Annotated in this window: 11 protein-coding genes and 4 tRNA genes; 14 read left to right on the forward strand and 1 reads right to left on the reverse strand. The window is 51.1% G+C overall.

From position 1 onward, the window contains the following. The first annotated feature begins 16 nt into the window (after positions 1-16). The gene (locus tag L2Y54_RS07210; protein ID WP_236501157.1) at positions 17-1,789 is read left to right on the forward strand and encodes an autotransporter assembly complex protein TamA; all 1,773 of its coding nucleotides are present in this window, start codon (positions 17-19) and stop codon (positions 1,787-1,789) included. Beyond that, the gene (locus tag L2Y54_RS07215) at positions 1,786-5,391 is read left to right on the forward strand and encodes a translocation/assembly module TamB domain-containing protein (RefSeq protein ID WP_236501158.1); all 3,606 of its coding nucleotides are present in this window, start codon (positions 1,786-1,788) and stop codon (positions 5,389-5,391) included. Before L2Y54_RS07210 ends, L2Y54_RS07215 begins: the two co-directional genes overlap by 4 nt. 8 nt (positions 5,392-5,399) lie before the next feature. Here L2Y54_RS07215 and L2Y54_RS07220 read toward each other — a convergent pair whose 3' ends face one another. After that, complete coding sequence (locus tag L2Y54_RS07220; RefSeq protein ID WP_236501159.1) at positions 5,400-6,725, reverse strand: UDP-glucose dehydrogenase family protein; 1,326 nt, start codon at positions 6,723-6,725, stop codon at positions 5,400-5,402. A 185-nt stretch (positions 6,726-6,910) separates the two neighbouring features. On the opposite strand from L2Y54_RS07220, the gene L2Y54_RS07225 reads away from it, so the two are divergent. The 12 genes from L2Y54_RS07225 to rpoB all read left to right on the forward strand — a co-directional run bounded on the left by L2Y54_RS07225 (position 6,911) and on the right by rpoB (position 16,263). After that, positions 6,911-6,995, forward strand: a tRNA-Tyr gene (locus L2Y54_RS07225). 67 nt (positions 6,996-7,062) lie between these two features. After that, a tRNA-Gly gene (locus L2Y54_RS07230) sits at positions 7,063-7,136 on the forward strand. 29 nt (positions 7,137-7,165) lie between these two features. Continuing rightward, a tRNA-Thr gene (locus L2Y54_RS07235) sits at positions 7,166-7,241 on the forward strand. A gap of 33 nt (positions 7,242-7,274) precedes the next feature. Next, on the forward strand, positions 7,275-8,465 hold the full coding sequence (gene tuf / locus L2Y54_RS07240) for an elongation factor Tu (RefSeq protein WP_236501160.1): 1,191 nt from the start codon (positions 7,275-7,277) through the stop codon (positions 8,463-8,465). Between the two features lie 59 nt (positions 8,466-8,524). Then, a tRNA-Trp gene (locus L2Y54_RS07245) sits at positions 8,525-8,600 on the forward strand. 105 nt (positions 8,601-8,705) lie between these two features. Beyond that, entirely contained in the window at positions 8,706-9,101 is a 396-nt protein-coding gene (gene secE, locus L2Y54_RS07250; protein WP_236501161.1) for a preprotein translocase subunit SecE, read from the forward strand. Next, positions 9,101-9,634, forward strand: a complete 534-nt coding sequence (gene nusG, locus L2Y54_RS07255; RefSeq protein ID WP_236501162.1) for a transcription termination/antitermination protein NusG — start codon at positions 9,101-9,103, stop codon at positions 9,632-9,634. The genes secE and nusG overlap by 1 nt, the downstream gene beginning before the upstream one ends. Before the next feature lie 54 nt (positions 9,635-9,688). Next, positions 9,689-10,120, forward strand: coding sequence for a 50S ribosomal protein L11 (rplK, locus tag L2Y54_RS07260; RefSeq protein ID WP_236501163.1), 432 nt, complete (start codon positions 9,689-9,691; stop codon positions 10,118-10,120). Position 10,121: 1 nt separating this feature from the next. Next, positions 10,122-10,817, forward strand: a complete 696-nt coding sequence (gene rplA / locus L2Y54_RS07265) for a 50S ribosomal protein L1 (protein WP_236501164.1) — start codon at positions 10,122-10,124, stop codon at positions 10,815-10,817. Between the two features lie 267 nt (positions 10,818-11,084). Beyond that, complete coding sequence (rplJ, locus tag L2Y54_RS07270; protein ID WP_236501165.1) at positions 11,085-11,603, forward strand: 50S ribosomal protein L10; 519 nt, start codon at positions 11,085-11,087, stop codon at positions 11,601-11,603. A gap of 27 nt (positions 11,604-11,630) precedes the next feature. Beyond that, the gene (gene rplL / locus L2Y54_RS07275; RefSeq protein ID WP_236501167.1) at positions 11,631-12,005 is read left to right on the forward strand and encodes a 50S ribosomal protein L7/L12; all 375 of its coding nucleotides are present in this window, start codon (positions 11,631-11,633) and stop codon (positions 12,003-12,005) included. Positions 12,006-12,159: 154 nt separating this feature from the next. Next, complete coding sequence (gene rpoB, locus L2Y54_RS07280) at positions 12,160-16,263, forward strand: DNA-directed RNA polymerase subunit beta (RefSeq protein ID WP_236501169.1); 4,104 nt, start codon at positions 12,160-12,162, stop codon at positions 16,261-16,263. Position 16,264 lies beyond the last annotated feature (1 nt).

Raw genomic sequence — 16,264 nt, forward strand, 5'->3', positions numbered from 1 at the left:
ATCAGGAAGCGGCAGCATGAAAACAATCATTTGGGGCTTATGCTTATTAGGAGCAAGTGCGCCGGGGTATGCCGCTTTTTTCCAACAAACGGAAGAAGAGGCTGCGGCTCAGGCGGAATCCCCTGTTAACGTTACTGTGCAGGGCGCTGATACGGCGCTGGCGGATAATTTACGGGCTTTCATGCCTTCCTTGCGCAACCTCAAATGCGATAGCCCGACCGATCGGGTGCAACGTTTCATCGAATCTGCCGAAGAAAAACTACACGAAGGCGCGGAGGCGATGGGCTATTACAGCGCCCGTTTTAACGTTACTCCGGTGCAACAAGGCAATTGTTTGGCGTTGCATGTGGCGGTACAACCGGGCGAGCCGGTGCGCGTGACACTTATCGAGGTGCAAGTGACGGGCGCGGGCAAAGATTTGCCGGAGTTTCGCCAGATAACCGCAGCATTGCCTTACCGAAAAGGCGATGTGTTGGTGCACCAAAAATACGAAGATTTTAAAGCCAGCCTCAACAGTACTGCCAACCGCTTAGGGTTTTTCGATGCGGAATACGTGCAGCGGGAAATTCAAGTTGACCCTGATACACGCCAAGCGCAAGTGCGCTTGCATTTTGATACGGGTAAACGTTACCAAGTGGGCAAGGTCAAGGTAGAACAGGATGTATTGGCAGGAAAATACCTCAAGCGCTACCTGCGTGTGCGTGAGGGCGATACCTATAATGCTGAAAACTTATTGAAACAGCAGCGGATTTTGGAAGGCAGCGGCTATTACAGTGAAGTGCAGGTCAGTGGTGATTACCAACAAGCAGAAAACGGTAGTGTACCCGTGGACATTTCCGCTGAACGCCGGAAACGGTACACCTATAGCGGACGAGTGGGGTACGGCACGGATACGGGGTTTCGGGTGGAAACCGGCATGGATGCTCACTGGGTTAACAACAAAGGTCATAAACTCAATGCCAAAGGCATCTTGGCGCAAAATGAGCAATCGGTGGAGGGCACTTATAAAGTGCCGCTGTGGCAACCAGAACACGAATTCGCGAGTCTTTCCGGCGGTTTGCGGCATACGGATAACAACGGTATTGAAAGTGAAGCGCTCAAGCTAGGCTTGGATTATAACCGCCGCAACCGCCATGATTGGCAGCAAACGGTATTCATCAATTACCTCGACGAAACCACGCGCGTGACCAGTGGTGCGGAAACCCGTTCCCAACTGACGCTGGGTGGGGTGCGGGTCAAAAAGACCGAAACCGACGATTTATTGTTTCCCACGCGCGGTTGGCAAGTGGCGGCTGAAGTGCAGGGTGCGGCAGATGGCGTGCTAAGCGACCAAAGTGTGTTGCAAGGTAAGCTGAGTGGAAAGTATCTGCACACCTTCGACAACCGCGATAAGTTGATTTTGCAAGGTGCAGCAGGGACTACCCTGACCAACGATTTGGACGAGATGCCCAAGTCGCTGCGTTTTTTTGCGGGAGGGCAAAGCTCGGTGCGTGGCTATGATTTCGAGTCCTTGGGAGAAACCAATGCCGCTGGCGATGTATTAGGCGGCAAGCACTTGTTGACTACCAGCGTTGAATACGAACGCCCCATTGTGGATAGTTGGAGTGCGGCTGGTTTTGTGGATGCAGGCGATGCGTTTGACAATACCGCGAATTTGACCATGAACGTGGGGGCGGGGTTCGGGGTACGTTACAAATCCCCGCTGGGGCCGATACGTGCCGATATTGCCGCGCCGACTGATGACCCTGGTGATGTACATTTCTACTTCAGTTTGGGGCCTGACTTGTGAATCAATGGCTGAAACATTTATTGGTTAACCCCTTGCTGGTGATTTTCCTGCTGTTATTGCTGGTGCTGGGAAGTTTGGCTTTTCTCGCGTTGTCACAAACTGGTACCCGTGTTCTGGTTAATAATGTGCCTTATTTTGTCTCCGGTCTTACGCTGGAAAACGTCGAAGGCACACTAGCAACAGGTCTCAAAGCCAGTCGTATCCGCTGGGAAAGCGACAGTGCGACATTGGAGGCTGACAATGTAGATGTGGATAGTCAGGTGGAAGTGGCTTCACCGCCGACCTTGCGGGTAAGCCGTTTGCTGGCTGATAAACTGGTGATTCGCTTGCCGGAAAGTCAGGAAGCGGCAGCCAGCAGCCCGTTTGAATTAATGTCGATTGCATTGCCACTGAATCTCGATGCTCAACAAATTCGTATTAAGGAACTGGAGGTTTGGCAGGGTGAACACCCATTGCGCTTACGCGACGTGCAATTGGATGCGCAAGCCCATAACGGGAAATTACACCTCGATAACTTGCAAGCTGAGCTTTACGATGCACAAGGCAAGGTCGATGTGGCGCTGGATGGCACGATGCAATTGGATAAACCGCATGAGCTGGCGTTGCGTGTGGCTGTGGATGCGAACAGCGCAACGTGGGGTGTCGGCACGGCGAAAGCTGATGTGGGCGGCGAATTATTGCAGTATACCCTCGATATGACGGCGGATTGGGCTTATGCGGATTACCCGCGCTACCAAGGCACTTTGCAGGGCAAGGGTTCGTTTGCTGATCTTACGGTGGCGCAATTGCAGCTTAACGGTGCAGCGGGGGCGCTCAATGCCACTGGGCATGTGGATTGGGAGAATGCATTGATTTGGCAAGCCGAGGTGGAAGGCAGCCAGTTAAACCCCGCGCCATTTCTTAAAGACTGGCCTGCCACGCTCGATGTGGAATTGCGTTCGGGCGGCACATTGGCGCAGGGTAAATTGCAGGTAACGACACTGGATGTGACGCGCTTGCAGGGTAAATTGCGCGAATACCCAGTGGATATAAGTGGGAAGGGCGATTGGAACGGCAAGGTTATCAATTTGCAAGCGCTGGATGCCAAAGTCGGCGATAACCGCTTGCTGGCAAATGGTGCTGCCAGCGACAAACTCGACATCAACTGGCAAATAGATGCGCCAAAATTAGCACAGCTTGACCCACGTTTGCGCGGCAATGCCAAGGGTAATGGGACGTTGCAGGGGCTGCTCGATGGTTCGCAATTGCAACTCGATGTGGCGGATTTATCCGGCAAGGTGGAAGGTTACGACCTCAATGCCAAGGGGAAACTCGCTTGGGGCGATGCCAAACTCGCCGCGCAAGATGTGGTGATTGAGTCGGGTGGCAATCGGGTGGAAGTTTCCGGGCAAGCCACCGCGCCCTTTGATTTGCGCTGGAAAGTGGATGCTAAGAACCTTGCCAAAGCGTGGAAAGGGTTGGAGGGCAGTTTGCAGGGCGAGGGTGTTTTCAAAGGCAAGTTGGAAGCGCCAGAGATTCAAGCGGATTTAACCGGCAGCAAATTGCGTTATCAGGATTACCGCTTGGGTGCGTTGGATGTGCAGGCGCAGCAAGTGGGTGAACGCTACGAGGTGGACGGTAAGCTTAAGGATTTTAAAACCGGCGAAACCCTGATTCAGGCAGCCACCATCACGGGGGAGGGAACGCTTGCGAGTCATCGGCTGAGTGCTCAAGTGACCCATGAGTCAGGCAAGCTGGATATAATCGCCAGCGGTGGTTGGCAAAATGAACAGTGGCAAGGCACGATTCCCAGCCTTACATTGCGCGATACACCAGCGGGTGATTGGAAGATGGTTGCACCGATTAATTTGCAAGCGTCCGCTACAGCGTTTAGTAGCTCGCTGATTTGTTTGAGTGACAAGGGGGCGCGTGCTTGCGGCAAACCGGCGTGGACACCCACGGCAGGATTCAGTATTGCGGGGGAGTTGCAACAAATTCCCTTGGTGATGTTGCGTCAGTGGTTGCCAGATACCGTGAGTGTGGCAGGGACAGCGAATGCCGATTACCGTTTTGAGCAGCGTGGTGGCAAGCCGGTGGCGAGTGTCGCATTGCGCTTGCCCGATAGCAGCGTCAGTGTGCGTGGCAGCAAGGGCAAAACCGAAACGGTGCAATACAGCAATACCCGTGCGGATGTTAGCCTCAATGATCGGCAGATGGAGGTGCAGGCGCAACTGGATTTGGTGAGTTACGGGCAGTTGCGTGCCGATGGGCGTATCGACTTGTCGCCTACGGATGGCAATCATCGGATCAATGCCCGCTTGAATGCGGCACTGCCAGATATTGCTTGGCTGGAACGTTTTTCGCCGCAGATTGACCGTTTGCAAGGCAAGGTGGCGGGCGATGTGCAAATCAGCGGTTTGCTCAAACAACCGGTGGTGAATGGCGAAGTGCGCTTAACCGAGGGGCAAGTGCATTTGCCAGAAGCGGGTGTGACCTTGGATGCGATTACGCTGAACATGCAAGCCAGCGGGACAGAACGCGCCACGATTAAGGGTTCGTTGCGGGCAGGCGATGGTTTGATGACCGCTAACGGTGTGTTGTCCTTGGCAAACCTGCCGAAGTGGGAGGCGGATGTTAGCTTGCAAGGCAATCGGCTCAGGCTGATGGATACGCATGAAATACAGGCGCTGGTTTCCCCGGATTTGCGGATTCAAGCCAGTCCCAGTGAGGTGGCGATTAGCGGTGGTTTGTTGATTCCTGAAGCGACGGTGAGTTTACGGGAGATTCCGCAGACTGCCAGTGCGCGTTCCAATGATGTGGTAATCGTCGGGCGTAGTGCGGGTAAGGCGGATGCCGGTGAGCCAGCGACGGTCTTGGTAAAAGATGCACCCTTGAATATCAAGCCCAATGTGGTGATTGAGCTGGGCGATAAGGTTACATTCAATGGCTTTGGGTTGGATGCGCGGTTGACGGGCAAATTGCGGGTGTTGCGTACCCGGCAGGATATTATTGCCGAAGGCGTACTCAATGTCGTGGATGGTGTGTATAAGGCTTATGAGCAGCGTCTGGCGATTGAGCGCGGGCGGTTGATTTTCAATGGTCCGTTGAATAATCCGGGGCTGGATGTGCGGGCGGTGCGGGAAGTGGCAGATGGTGACATCAAGGTGGGCATTTCACTGGCTGGTACGGTGCAACAACCGGAGTCCACCTTGTTTTCCACCCCGCAACAAACGCAAAGCGACACCTTGAGTTATTTGCTCACTGGGCGGGCAATGTCCAGCTTGAGTGGCGATCAATCGTCGTTGCTGATGGAGGCGATTACGGGTCTGGGCATTGCGGGGGGCGAAAATCTTGCGCAACGTTTAGGCGGTAGTTTGGGGTTAGACGATGTGAGCTTGAAAGCCAAAAATGGTGATTTCGACCAGAGTGAACTGGCGTTGGGCAAGCGCTTGGGGGCAAGGCTCTACGTGCGTTATGTCGTGGGTTTGTTTGATTCGTTGCAACGGGTGGCGATTACTTACCAAATTAATAAGCACTTACAGGTTGAGGCGCAAGCGGGGATCCAGCAGGGTGTCGACCTGATTTACAAGATCGACACCGATACCGGGCCACTTAAACGCTGAGCGGGCGGTTAGCAGCCGCGCCCAATGGCGTAGTAGGTAATGCCTTTTTTCACCATTTGTTCGGGTGAGTACAGATTGCGCCCATCCACGATAACCGGGTCTTTCAGCTTTGACTTGAGCGCCTCAAAGTCGGGGCTGCGGAATTGCTGCCATTCGGTCACGATCACCAGACAATCCGCACCTTCCAACGCTGCCTCGGCTGTTTGGCACAGTTTCAGGTCGTCACGTTGCCCGTAAATGCGGGTGCATTCCTCCATCGCTACCGGGTCAAAAGCTTGTACCTTGCAGCCTTGTTTCCACAGGGTTTCCATCAAGGTGCGGCTGGATGCTTCGCGCATATCATCGGTATTGGGTTTGAATGCTAAGCCCCACACTGCAATGGTTTTGCCTTCCAGATTTGTGCCGTAATGCTTTTGCAACTTCTCAAACGGCTTGTCTTTTTGGCGGTAGTTGACCGCTTCTACCGCAGACAGCAACTCGGCGTTGTAACCGATTTCACGCGCAGTACGTTCCAGTGCCTGTACGTCTTTGGGGAAACAGGAGCCACCATAGCCGCAACCGGGGTAGATGAAGTGATAGCCTATACGCGGGTCAGAACCAATCCCCACCCGCACTTTTTCAATGTCCGCACCCAGCAGTTCCGCCATATTTGCCAGTTCGTTCATGAAACTGATTTTGGTGGCAAGCATTGCATTGGCAGCGTATTTGGTGAGTTCGGCAGAGCGGATGTCCATCACCACCAAGCGGTCATGGTTACGGTTGAAGGGGGCGTAGAGTTCGCGCATCAGTTCAGTGGTGCGAGGGTTGTCTGTGCCGATCACAATCCGGTCGGGTTTCATGAAATCGTCAAGTGCTGCCCCTTCTTTCAGGAATTCAGGGTTGGATACCACGTCGAATTCGGCGTTGAAGGCACGTTGTTCCAATACCTCTAGCATCGCCGCACGTACTCGGTCAGCCGTACCGACGGGGACAGTGGATTTGTCGACTACAATGCGGTAGCCGTCCATGTGTTGCGCAATCGAGCGGGCTACGGTGAGTACATAACGCAGGTCAGCCGAGCCGTCTTCATCCGGTGGTGTGCCAACCGCGATAAACTGAAATAAACCGTGTGCAACGCCTTCCGCCGCTGATAAAGTAAACTTCAGACGCCCGGCAGCAATATTGGCTTGCACCATTTTGTCGAGACCGGGTTCATGAATGGGGATTTCACCATTGAGTAACATATTGATTTTGCGCTCATCAACATCGACGCACAGCACGTCATTGCCAACTTGTGCTAAGCACGCCCCGGTGACTAGGCCGACATAACCCGAACCGTAAATTGTAACTTTCATTGATGGTTCCTAAAATAAAAACTGGATTTTTGTATACGATGCGGATTATGATCGACTCCGCTAATTTTTGTAACAATTAAGCCGACGAACTTACCAGTTTAGCCGTCGAAGATTAATAACAAAATTCTGCTTTTCCAAGGTTGACATTGGGGAGTGATTCACTCACAATGCCGTCCTTTCCAGTCGGAGGGGTTCCCGAGCGGTCAAAGGGGACAGACTGTAAATCTGTTGGCTCTGCCTTCGAAGGTTCGAATCCTTCCCCCTCCACCATATTTTAGTTTGCACGTTCAGCTTGATTGATATTGTCACGCGGCACGATGCGGACACACGACTTCAGGCGGGTGTAGTTCAATGGTAGAACTTCAGCCTTCCAAGCTGATTGCGTGGGTTCGATTCCCATCACCCGCTCCAATTTCTGGCTGAGTCGTTAAAATGGTTTTGCTCTCATAGCTCAGGTGGTAGAGCGCATCCTTGGTAAGGATGAGGTCGGCAGTTCGACTCTGCCTGAGAGCACCAATTATTCAGGAATTTAACGGGAAGTTATCGATCATGGCAAAAAGTAAATTTGAGCGTAATAAAACGCACGTAAACGTTGGTACAATCGGTCACGTTGACCACGGCAAAACCACGCTGACAGCGGCGTTGACAGTTGTGCAGGCCAAAAAATATGGCGGCGAGTCAAAAGCTTACGATCAGATCGATGCGGCTCCTGAAGAAAAAGCACGTGGTATCACCATCTCCACGGCACACGTAGAGTACGAATCTGAAACCCGTCACTACGCACACGTAGACTGCCCAGGCCATGCTGACTATGTTAAAAACATGATCACTGGTGCGGCGCAGATGGACGGCGCAATTCTGGTTTGTTCTGCTGCTGACGGCCCAATGCCGCAAACACGTGAGCACATCCTGTTGTCTCGCCAAGTTGGTGTTCCATACGTCGTTGTTTACATGAATAAGTGCGACCTGGTTGACGACGAAGAGTTGTTGGAACTGGTTGAAATGGAATTGCGTGAACTGCTGTCCAGCTATGACTTCCCTGGTGATGACACGCCAATCGTTAAAGGTTCTGCGCGTATGGCGCTGGAAGGCGATGAGTCTGATATCGGTGTTCCATCTATCGCACGTTTGATCGAGGCTATCGACACTTTCATTCCAGATCCGGTTCGTGCAATCGACGGCACATTCTTGATGCCTGTTGAAGACGTATTCTCTATCTCTGGTCGTGGTACGGTTGTAACGGGTCGTATTGAGCGTGGTGTGATTAAAGTTGGCGAGACCATCGAAATCGTTGGTATTCGTGACACCAAGTCCACTACTGTTACGGGCGTTGAAATGTTCCGTAAGTTGTTGGATCAAGGTATGGCGGGTGACAACGTAGGTTTGTTGCTGCGTGGTACTAAGCGTGAAGAGGTTGAGCGCGGTCAAGTTCTGTGCAAGCCTGCATCTATTAAGCCACACACCACGTTTGAAGCAGAAGTTTATGTTCTGTCTAAAGACGAAGGTGGTCGCCATACGCCATTCTTCAAAGGCTATCGCCCACAGTTCTACTTCCGTACTACGGACGTAACCGGTGCTTGCGAACTGCCGGAAGGTGTTGAAATGGTTATGCCAGGTGACAACGTTAAATTGGTTGTTACGCTGATTAACCCGATCGCGATGGAAGACGGTCTGCGTTTCGCTATTCGCGAAGGTGGTCGTACCGTTGGTGCGGGCGTAGTTGCTAAAATCATTGCGTAAATAACGCCTTGTGTTTTGAAAGAGTAGAGAGTATCCTCTCTGCTCTTTCTTGCCTTTACAGGCCAATAGCTCAATTGGCAGAGCGGCGGTCTCCAAAACCGCAGGTTGGGGGTTCGATTCCCTCTTGGCCTGCCATCTTTTAAGATGGCTTTGGATAATAAATTGTAAATGATTGATTCTATTGCAATGTTGCAGTGTATTGCCCAAAGTCATTCGACTATCAGGTTTGGTAAAAAATAAATGTCAGTACATACCGAAGAACAGGGCTCGTCGCTGGACACAGTAAAGCTCATTATTTCTCTCGCACTCCTGTTCTCAGGGATTGTGGCCTTTTACTATTTTGAGAGTTGGCAAGGTCAGCCGGTTTCTTTGTTGCTGCGTGTACTGGGTTTATTGCTGGTTGTTGGTGTGGCGGTCGCTGTTGCCCTATCCAGTTTGTCCGGTAAGCGCTTGCTGGGCTTTATGAAAGATTCACGTCTCGAAGTCCGTAAGATGGTGTGGCCGACTCGTGCTGAAACGTTGCAGACTACTTTGATGGTGATGGTCATTGTTTTGATTTTGTCTATCTTCCTCTGGGGTGTCGATTCCCTGCTGGGTTGGGGCGTTAGAAGTCTGCTCGGTGGGGGGGGTGTCTGATGGCAATGCGTTGGTATGTGGTTCAAGCTTATTCTGCTTTTGAAAATCAAGTTAAGCGCTCGCTTGAAGAGCGCATTGTGCGTTTTGGTTTGGAAGCCTCTTTTGGTCGTGTGTTAGTGCCCGTTGAAGAAGTGGTGGAAATGCGCGATGGTCAAAAACGCAAAAGTGAGCGTAAGTTCTTTCCTGGCTACGTGTTAGTTGAAATGGAAATGAATGATGAAACGTGGCACATGGTGAAAGAAACGCCAAAAGTGTTAGGTTTCATCGGCGGCAAGGCAGACAAGCCTGCGCCGATTACACAGAAAGAAGTCGATAACATTATGCGTCGTGTGGAGGAGGGTGCTGAAAAGCCGCGTCCGAAAGTCCTCTTTGATGCAGGTGAAGTCGTGCGTGTTACTGATGGGCCATTTAAAGATTTCAACGGCGTAGTCGAAGAAGTCAATTACGAAAAGAGCCGCTTGTTGGTTGCAGTGCAAATTTTTGGTCGCTCAACGCCCGTTGAGCTGGAATTCTATCAGGTCGAAAAAGCCTGATCAGATAATCACGGGGAGCCGTAAGGCGTTATTACCCATTTATAGGAAAGTATCATGGCAAAGAAAGTCATCGCTTTTATCAAGCTGCAAGTTCCGGCTGGTAAAGCAAACCCAAGTCCACCTATCGGTCCTGCGCTGGGTCAACGTGGTCTGAATATCATGGAGTTCTGCAAAGCATTCAATGCTGCGACCCAGAACCTTGAAGTCGGTCTGCCTACCCCAGTCGTTATTACTGCGTACAGCGACAAGAGCTTTACGTTCGTAATGAAAACCACACCAGCTTCTGTTTTGTTGAAGAAAGCTACGGGTATCAAGTCCGGTAGTGCTAAGCCGAACAGCAACAAAGTGGGCAAAGTCACCGTTGCACAGTTGGAAGAAATTGCTAAAGCAAAAACCCCAGACCTGACAGCAGCTAGCATGGACGCGGCAATCCGCACCATCGCGGGTACTGCTCGCAGCATGGGTCTTGAAGTGGAGGGTTTGTAAGATGGCAAAGTTGACTAAACGCCAAAAGGCAATCGCTGAAAAGATCGATCGCACTAAAGCTTATGCAGTTGCTGATGCGCTGGACACCCTGAAATCTTTGCCACGTGCGAAGTTTCTGGAAAGCGTTGATGTGAGTTTCAATCTCGGTGTTGATCCACGTAAATCTGACCAAGTAGTGCGTGGCTCTACTGTACTGCCAAACGGCAACGGTAAGACCGTTCGCGTTGCGGTATTTGCACAGGGTGCAAACGCTGAGGCAGCAACTGCTGCCGGTGCTGATATTGTGGGTTTCGATGATCTGGCTGCTGAAATCAAAGCGGGCAAGATGGATTTCGACGTGGTTATTGCCAGCCCAGACGCGATGCGTGTGGTAGGTCAATTGGGTCAAATCCTCGGTCCACGCGGTTTGATGCCTAACCCTAAGGTTGGCACAGTAACACCAGACGTTGCTGGCGCGGTTCGTAATGCTAAAGCGGGCCAGGTGCGTTACCGTACTGACAAAGCCGGTATCATCCATTGCTCCGTTGGCAATGTTGATTTCGATACTGACAAGCTGGTTGGCAATATCAATGCTTTGGTGGCGGATTTGGTAAAAATGAAACCATCCACTTCCAAAGGTGTTTACCTGAAGAAAGTTTCTGTATCCACTACGATGGGTACTGGTTTGACAGTCGATAATTCATCACTGTCTTACTAATCGAATTGGGACGGTTTTGACCGTCCCTTTCTCTGGCTTCCACGGATGGAAGCTGCCGCAAGGCAAGAAGATATACAGGATGTATGTCGTCAAAGACCGCAGGTGTTTTTTAAAAGCTTAATGGTTCTGCATCTAATGTAGAGAACCTGCGCAGATGGCGTTACCCGAGTCAGTAAGATGGTTTGGGACGCTGTTTCCTTCGCAAGCCGGAGTTCCGGCAAGTGATCGATAAATGGTGGATTGTCCGCCAAACCAGGAGTAGATAACGTGGCATTAACACTGCAAGAGAAAAAAGAGATTATCTCTGAAGTGGCCGCAGTTGCTGCAAGTGCTTATTCTGCGGTAGCTGCTGAGTACCGTGGATTGACCGTAGCTCAACTCACTACGTTGCGTCAAAACGCACGTAAGAATGGGGTGTACCTGCGTGTTGTGAAGAATAATCTGGCACGAATCGCCGTTAAAGATACTGCTTTCGAGTGTATCCAAGACGGTTTGGTTGGTCCGTTGGTATTGGCGTTTTCTCAGGAAGACCCAGGCTCAGCGGCACGCCTGATTAAAGACTTCAAGAAAGACAAAGCCAATGACAAGATGGAAGTAAAGTTCGTCGCTATCGACGGCAAAATGCTCCCCGCTTCTGAATTGGAACGTCTGGCGAAATTGCCAACCCGCGATCAGGCACTGGCCACCTTGGCTGCTGTCCTGCGTGCACCGTTGGATAAATTCGCTCGCACTCTTGCTGCATTGCGTGACCAAAAAGCTGAAGCCGCTGGCATTAGCTTAGACTGATTACTGATAGGTTTTTGGAGAAACAAAATGGCTTGTACTAAAGAAGATATGTTGGAAACGTTTGCCAACATGACTGTTACTGAAATCGTTGACCTGATTTCAGCAATCGAAGAAAAGTTTGGCGTAACAGCGGCTGTTGCTGTTGCTGCTGGTCCTGCTGCTGCTGAAGCGGCTGCACCTGTTGAAGAACAAACTGAATTCAACGTTGTTATGACTAGCTTCGGTGCTAACAAAATCAACGTTATCAAGGTTGTCCGTGGCGCAACTGGTCTGGGCTTGAAAGAAGCGAAAGACATGGTTGAAGGCGTTCCTTCCGTTGTGAAGGAAGCTGCAAGCAAGGACGACGCAGCTAAGTTGAAGAAAGAACTGGAAGACGCAGGCGCAACTGTCGAACTCAAGTAAGATTGAGGGAGAGCGTGTTGCGTAGCAATTAGTTCTTACATACCTTGTAGGCTGGCAGTACATAAGTACTGTCGGCCTTTTCTCGCTTATTAAGGCGAGTGAAAAATCCGGCAGTTGTTGTGAGCCGGGGTTCTGATTCCAGAGAGGAAAGACGATGGGACTGAGTTATACCGAAAAGAAACGGATCCGCAAAGACTTTGGGAAACGGCCACAGATACTGGAAGTGCCTGACCTGCTTACCATTCAGTTAGACTCCTATCGACATTTCCTGCAATTGGAAAAACCAGTCGCAGAGCGCCGGGACGTTGGTTTGCACGCGGCTTTTTCCTCGGTATTCCCGATTATCAGCTACAACAATTATGTTGCGCTGGAGTATGCCGATTATCGTTTGGCGGAACCTGTGTTTGATGTGCAGGAATGCCAGTTGCGCGGGTTGACGTTTGCTACGTCGCTGCGTGTTAAATTGCGTCTGGTCATTTATGACAAAGATGCGCCTGCGGATGCCAAGGTGGTCAAAGCCATTAAAGAGCAGGACGTTTATCTGGGCGAATTGCCATTGATGACGGATAAAGGCACATTCATTATTAACGGAACTGAGCGTGTTATCGTTTCTCAGTTGCACCGTTCTCCGGGCGTGTTCTTTGAGCATGATAAGGGTAAGTCGAATTCCGCTGGCAAATTGTTGCACAGTGCGCGGGTAATTCCTTACCGTGGTTCATGGCTCGATTTCGAGTTCGACCCTAAAGATTCTATTTTTGTACGTATTGACCGTCGCCGTAAATTACCTGCGACGATTTTGCTGCGTGCTTTGGGTATGCAGAATGAAGGTATTCTGGATGTCTTCTTTGATAAGACGGCAGTGCATTTAAGCGATAGCAGTGTTGAAATGGAACTGGTGCCTGAGCGTTTGCGGGGTGATTTGGCTTCATTTGATATCATGCTGGACGGTCAGGTACTGGTAGAGACGGGACGTCGTATTACGGCTAAGCACATTCGTCAGTTGGAAAAGTCTGGCATGAACAAGTTGGTCGTGCCTAGCGAATACATGACGGGTGCAGGTAGTGTGCCCGGCAAAATTTTAGCGCATAACATTATTGATTCTTCTACAGGTGAGTTGTTGGCATCGGCCAATGATGAACTTACTCCTGCGCTTTTGGAAAAATTACGCGACAATGATGTTAAAGCATTTAATATCCTCTACACCAATGATTTGGATCGTGGGCCGTTTGTTTCGAATACACTGAGGATTGATCCTAGTAGCAGCCAGTTGGAAGCGCAGGTTGAAATCTATCGGATGATGCGCCCCGGCGAACCGCCAACGAAAGAAGCCGCTGAGAACTTGTTCAATAACCTGTTCTTTGTTGATGACCGTTATGACTTGTCTGCGGTAGGGCGGATGAAGTTTAACCGTCGTTTGGGGCGTGAAGAAGCGACTGGTTCTGGCGTGTTGGATCAGAACGATATTCTGGATGTACTGAAAAAGCTGATCGACATCCGTGACGGTCGTGATGATGTGGATGACATTGACCACCTCGGCAACCGTCGCGTGCGTAGCGTCGGTGAGATGGCAGAAAACGCTTTCCGTGTCGGTTTGGTACGGGTTGAGCGTGCGGTCAAAGAACGTTTGACGATGGCAGAAAGTGAAGGCTTGATGCCGCAAGAATTGGTGAATTCCAAGCCCGTTTCGGCGGCAATTAAGGAGTTCTTCGGTTCCAGCCAATTGTCCCAGTTCATGGATCAAAACAACCCGCTGTCGGAAGTGACCCACAAGCGCCGTATTTCTGCATTGGGACCGGGCGGTTTGACCCGTGAACGTGCAGGCTTTGAGGTACGTGACGTACATCCAACGCATTACGGTCGGGTGTGCCCAATCGAAACGCCGGAAGGTCCGAATATCGGCTTAATCAACTCGTTGGCGGTGTATGCCCGTACCAATGATTACGGCTTCTTGGAAACGCCTTACCGTAAGGTAATCGACAATAAGCCGACTATGCAGATTGACTATCTGTCAGCGATTGAAGAATCCAACTACGTTATCGCGCAGGCGAGTGCGGAACTGGATGAAGAAGGTCGCTTGTCAGACGAATTCGTCTCTTGCCGTCATCGTAATGAATTTACCTTGAAGCAAGCGAGCGAAGTTCAGTATATGGACGTATCGCCAAAGCAGATCGTGTCAGTTGCTGCATCCTTGATTCCGTTTTTGGAACACGATGACGCGAACCGCGCTTTGATGGGTTCCAACATGCAACGTCAGGCTGTGCCTTGTTTGCGTGCTGACAAGCCGTTGTCCGGTACGGGCATGGAGCGTGCGGTAGCGCAAGACTCCGGTTCAGCAATTTCAGCACGTCGTGGCGGTATCATTGACTCCGTGGATGCAGGACGTGTGGTCGTCCGCGTGAATGACGATGAAGCCGACGAAGTGCGTGGCGGTGTCGATATTTACAGCTTGATCAAGTACACCCGCTCCAACCAAAACACGTGCATTAACCAACGCCCGATTGTCAAAGTTGGCGACGTAATCGCACGTGGTGACGTATTGGCGGATGGTTCATCCACTGACTTGGGTGAGTTGGCGTTAGGGCAGAACATGTTCATCGCCTTCATGCCTTGGAACGGTTACAACTACGAAGACTCGATTTTGCTGTCTGAGCGCGTGGTTGATGAAGACCGTTATACCTCCATTCACATCGAAGAGATGGCGTGTTTGGCGCGTGATACCAAGTTGGGGCCAGAAGAGATCACGGCGGATATTCCGAATGTGAGTGAAAGCCTGCTGGCGAAGTTGGACGAGTGCGGCATTATTCATGTCGGCGCGGAAGTAAAACCCGGCGATATTCTGGTGGGTAAGGTGACGCCTAAGGGTGAAAGCCAATTGACCCCGGAAGAAAAATTGCTGCGTGCCATCTTTGGTGAGAAAGCGTCTGACGTAAAAGATACCTCCCTGCGGGTGTCAACTGGCATGACCGGTACGGTTATCGACGTGCGCGTGTTTACCCGTGATGGGGTTGAGCGTGATGCGCGTGCCTTGGCGATTCAGGAAGAAGATCTGAAGAAAGTCCGTAAAGACTTGCGTGACGAACTGCGTATTTACGAGGCGGATATTTTTGACCGTTTTGCAAAACTGGTGATTGGCAAAGAGGCGGTTGGTGGCCCCAATCGCTTAACGTCTGGCACCGTTGTGACCGAATCTTACCTGCATAATCTGGAGAAAAAGGACTGGTTCGCCATCCGTATGCAAGACGAGGAGGTGAATACCCAACTCGAATCGCTATCGCACCAGATTGATGAGAAGAAAAAGCACTACGAAACCCGTTTGCACAAGCAACGTGACAAGCTCATGGCAGGCGATGATCTCGCGCCGGGTGTGCTGAAAATGGTTAAGGTGTATATCGCCGTGAAACGCCGGATGCAGCCGGGTGATAAAATGGCGGGGCGTCACGGTAACAAGGGTGTGGTTTCACGCATCGTACCGGTCGAGGACATGCCATTCCTCGCTAATGGTCAAACCGTTGACATCGTACTGAACCCATTGGGCGTTCCATCCCGTATGAACGTTGGTCAGGTATTGGAAACCCACTTAGGTTGGGCGGCTAAAGGCTTGGGCGAAAAGATTGCGCGAATGATCGACACCAAGGCGAAAATCGATGAGCTGCGCCAATTCATCAACGAAGTGTATGCAACCGGTGGTAATCCCAACCAAAATGAAATGATTGCTGATTTGACCGATGATGAAGTCGTCAACTTGGCAAACAATCTGCGCAAAGGCGTGCCCATGGCGACGCAGGTGTTTGACGGTGCGGATGAAGCTGAAATCAAAGCCATGTTGCGCTTGGCGGATTTGCCAGAAAGTGGGCAAACGCAATTGTGTGACGGGCGTACCGGCGATATGTTTGAGCGTAAAGTAACGGTGGGTTACATGCACATGCTCAAGCTCAATCACTTGGTTGACGATAAAATGCACGCACGCTCTACCGGGCCATACAGTCTCGTGACGCAACAGCCATTGGGTGGTAAAGCACAATTTGGTGGTCAACGTTTCGGGGAGATGGAGGTCTGGGCGCTGGAAGCTTACGGTGCGGCTTACACCTTGCAGGAAATGCTCACCGTGAAGTCGGATGACGTGAATGGTCGTAACAAGATGTATAAAAACATTGTGGATGGCGATCACTTCATGGAAGCCAGTATGCCTGAGTCCTTCAATGTATTAATGAAGGAAATCCGCTCGCTGGGTCTGAATATCGAACTGGAACGGGATTAAC

The organism is Thiothrix winogradskyi (assembly GCF_021650935.1).
In the GTDB taxonomy this organism is placed as follows: domain Bacteria; phylum Pseudomonadota; class Gammaproteobacteria; order Thiotrichales; family Thiotrichaceae; genus Thiothrix; species Thiothrix winogradskyi.

Coding starts and splice junctions, on each gene's coding strand:
- tuf (WP_236501160.1), top strand. CDS start 7,275: ATGGCAAAAAGTAAATTTGAGCGTAATAAAACGCACGTAAACGTTGGT.
- rplL (WP_236501167.1), top strand. CDS start 11,631: ATGGCTTGTACTAAAGAAGATATGTTGGAAACGTTTGCCAACATGACT.
- secE (WP_236501161.1), top strand. CDS start 8,706: ATGTCAGTACATACCGAAGAACAGGGCTCGTCGCTGGACACAGTAAAG.
- rpoB (WP_236501169.1), top strand. CDS start 12,160: ATGGGACTGAGTTATACCGAAAAGAAACGGATCCGCAAAGACTTTGGG.
- rplK (WP_236501163.1), top strand. CDS start 9,689: ATGGCAAAGAAAGTCATCGCTTTTATCAAGCTGCAAGTTCCGGCTGGT.
- nusG (WP_236501162.1), top strand. CDS start 9,101: ATGGCAATGCGTTGGTATGTGGTTCAAGCTTATTCTGCTTTTGAAAAT.
- L2Y54_RS07220 (WP_236501159.1), bottom strand. CDS start 6,725: ATGAAAGTTACAATTTACGGTTCGGGTTATGTCGGCCTAGTCACCGGG.
- L2Y54_RS07210 (WP_236501157.1), top strand. CDS start 17: ATGAAAACAATCATTTGGGGCTTATGCTTATTAGGAGCAAGTGCGCCG.
- rplA (WP_236501164.1), top strand. CDS start 10,122: ATGGCAAAGTTGACTAAACGCCAAAAGGCAATCGCTGAAAAGATCGAT.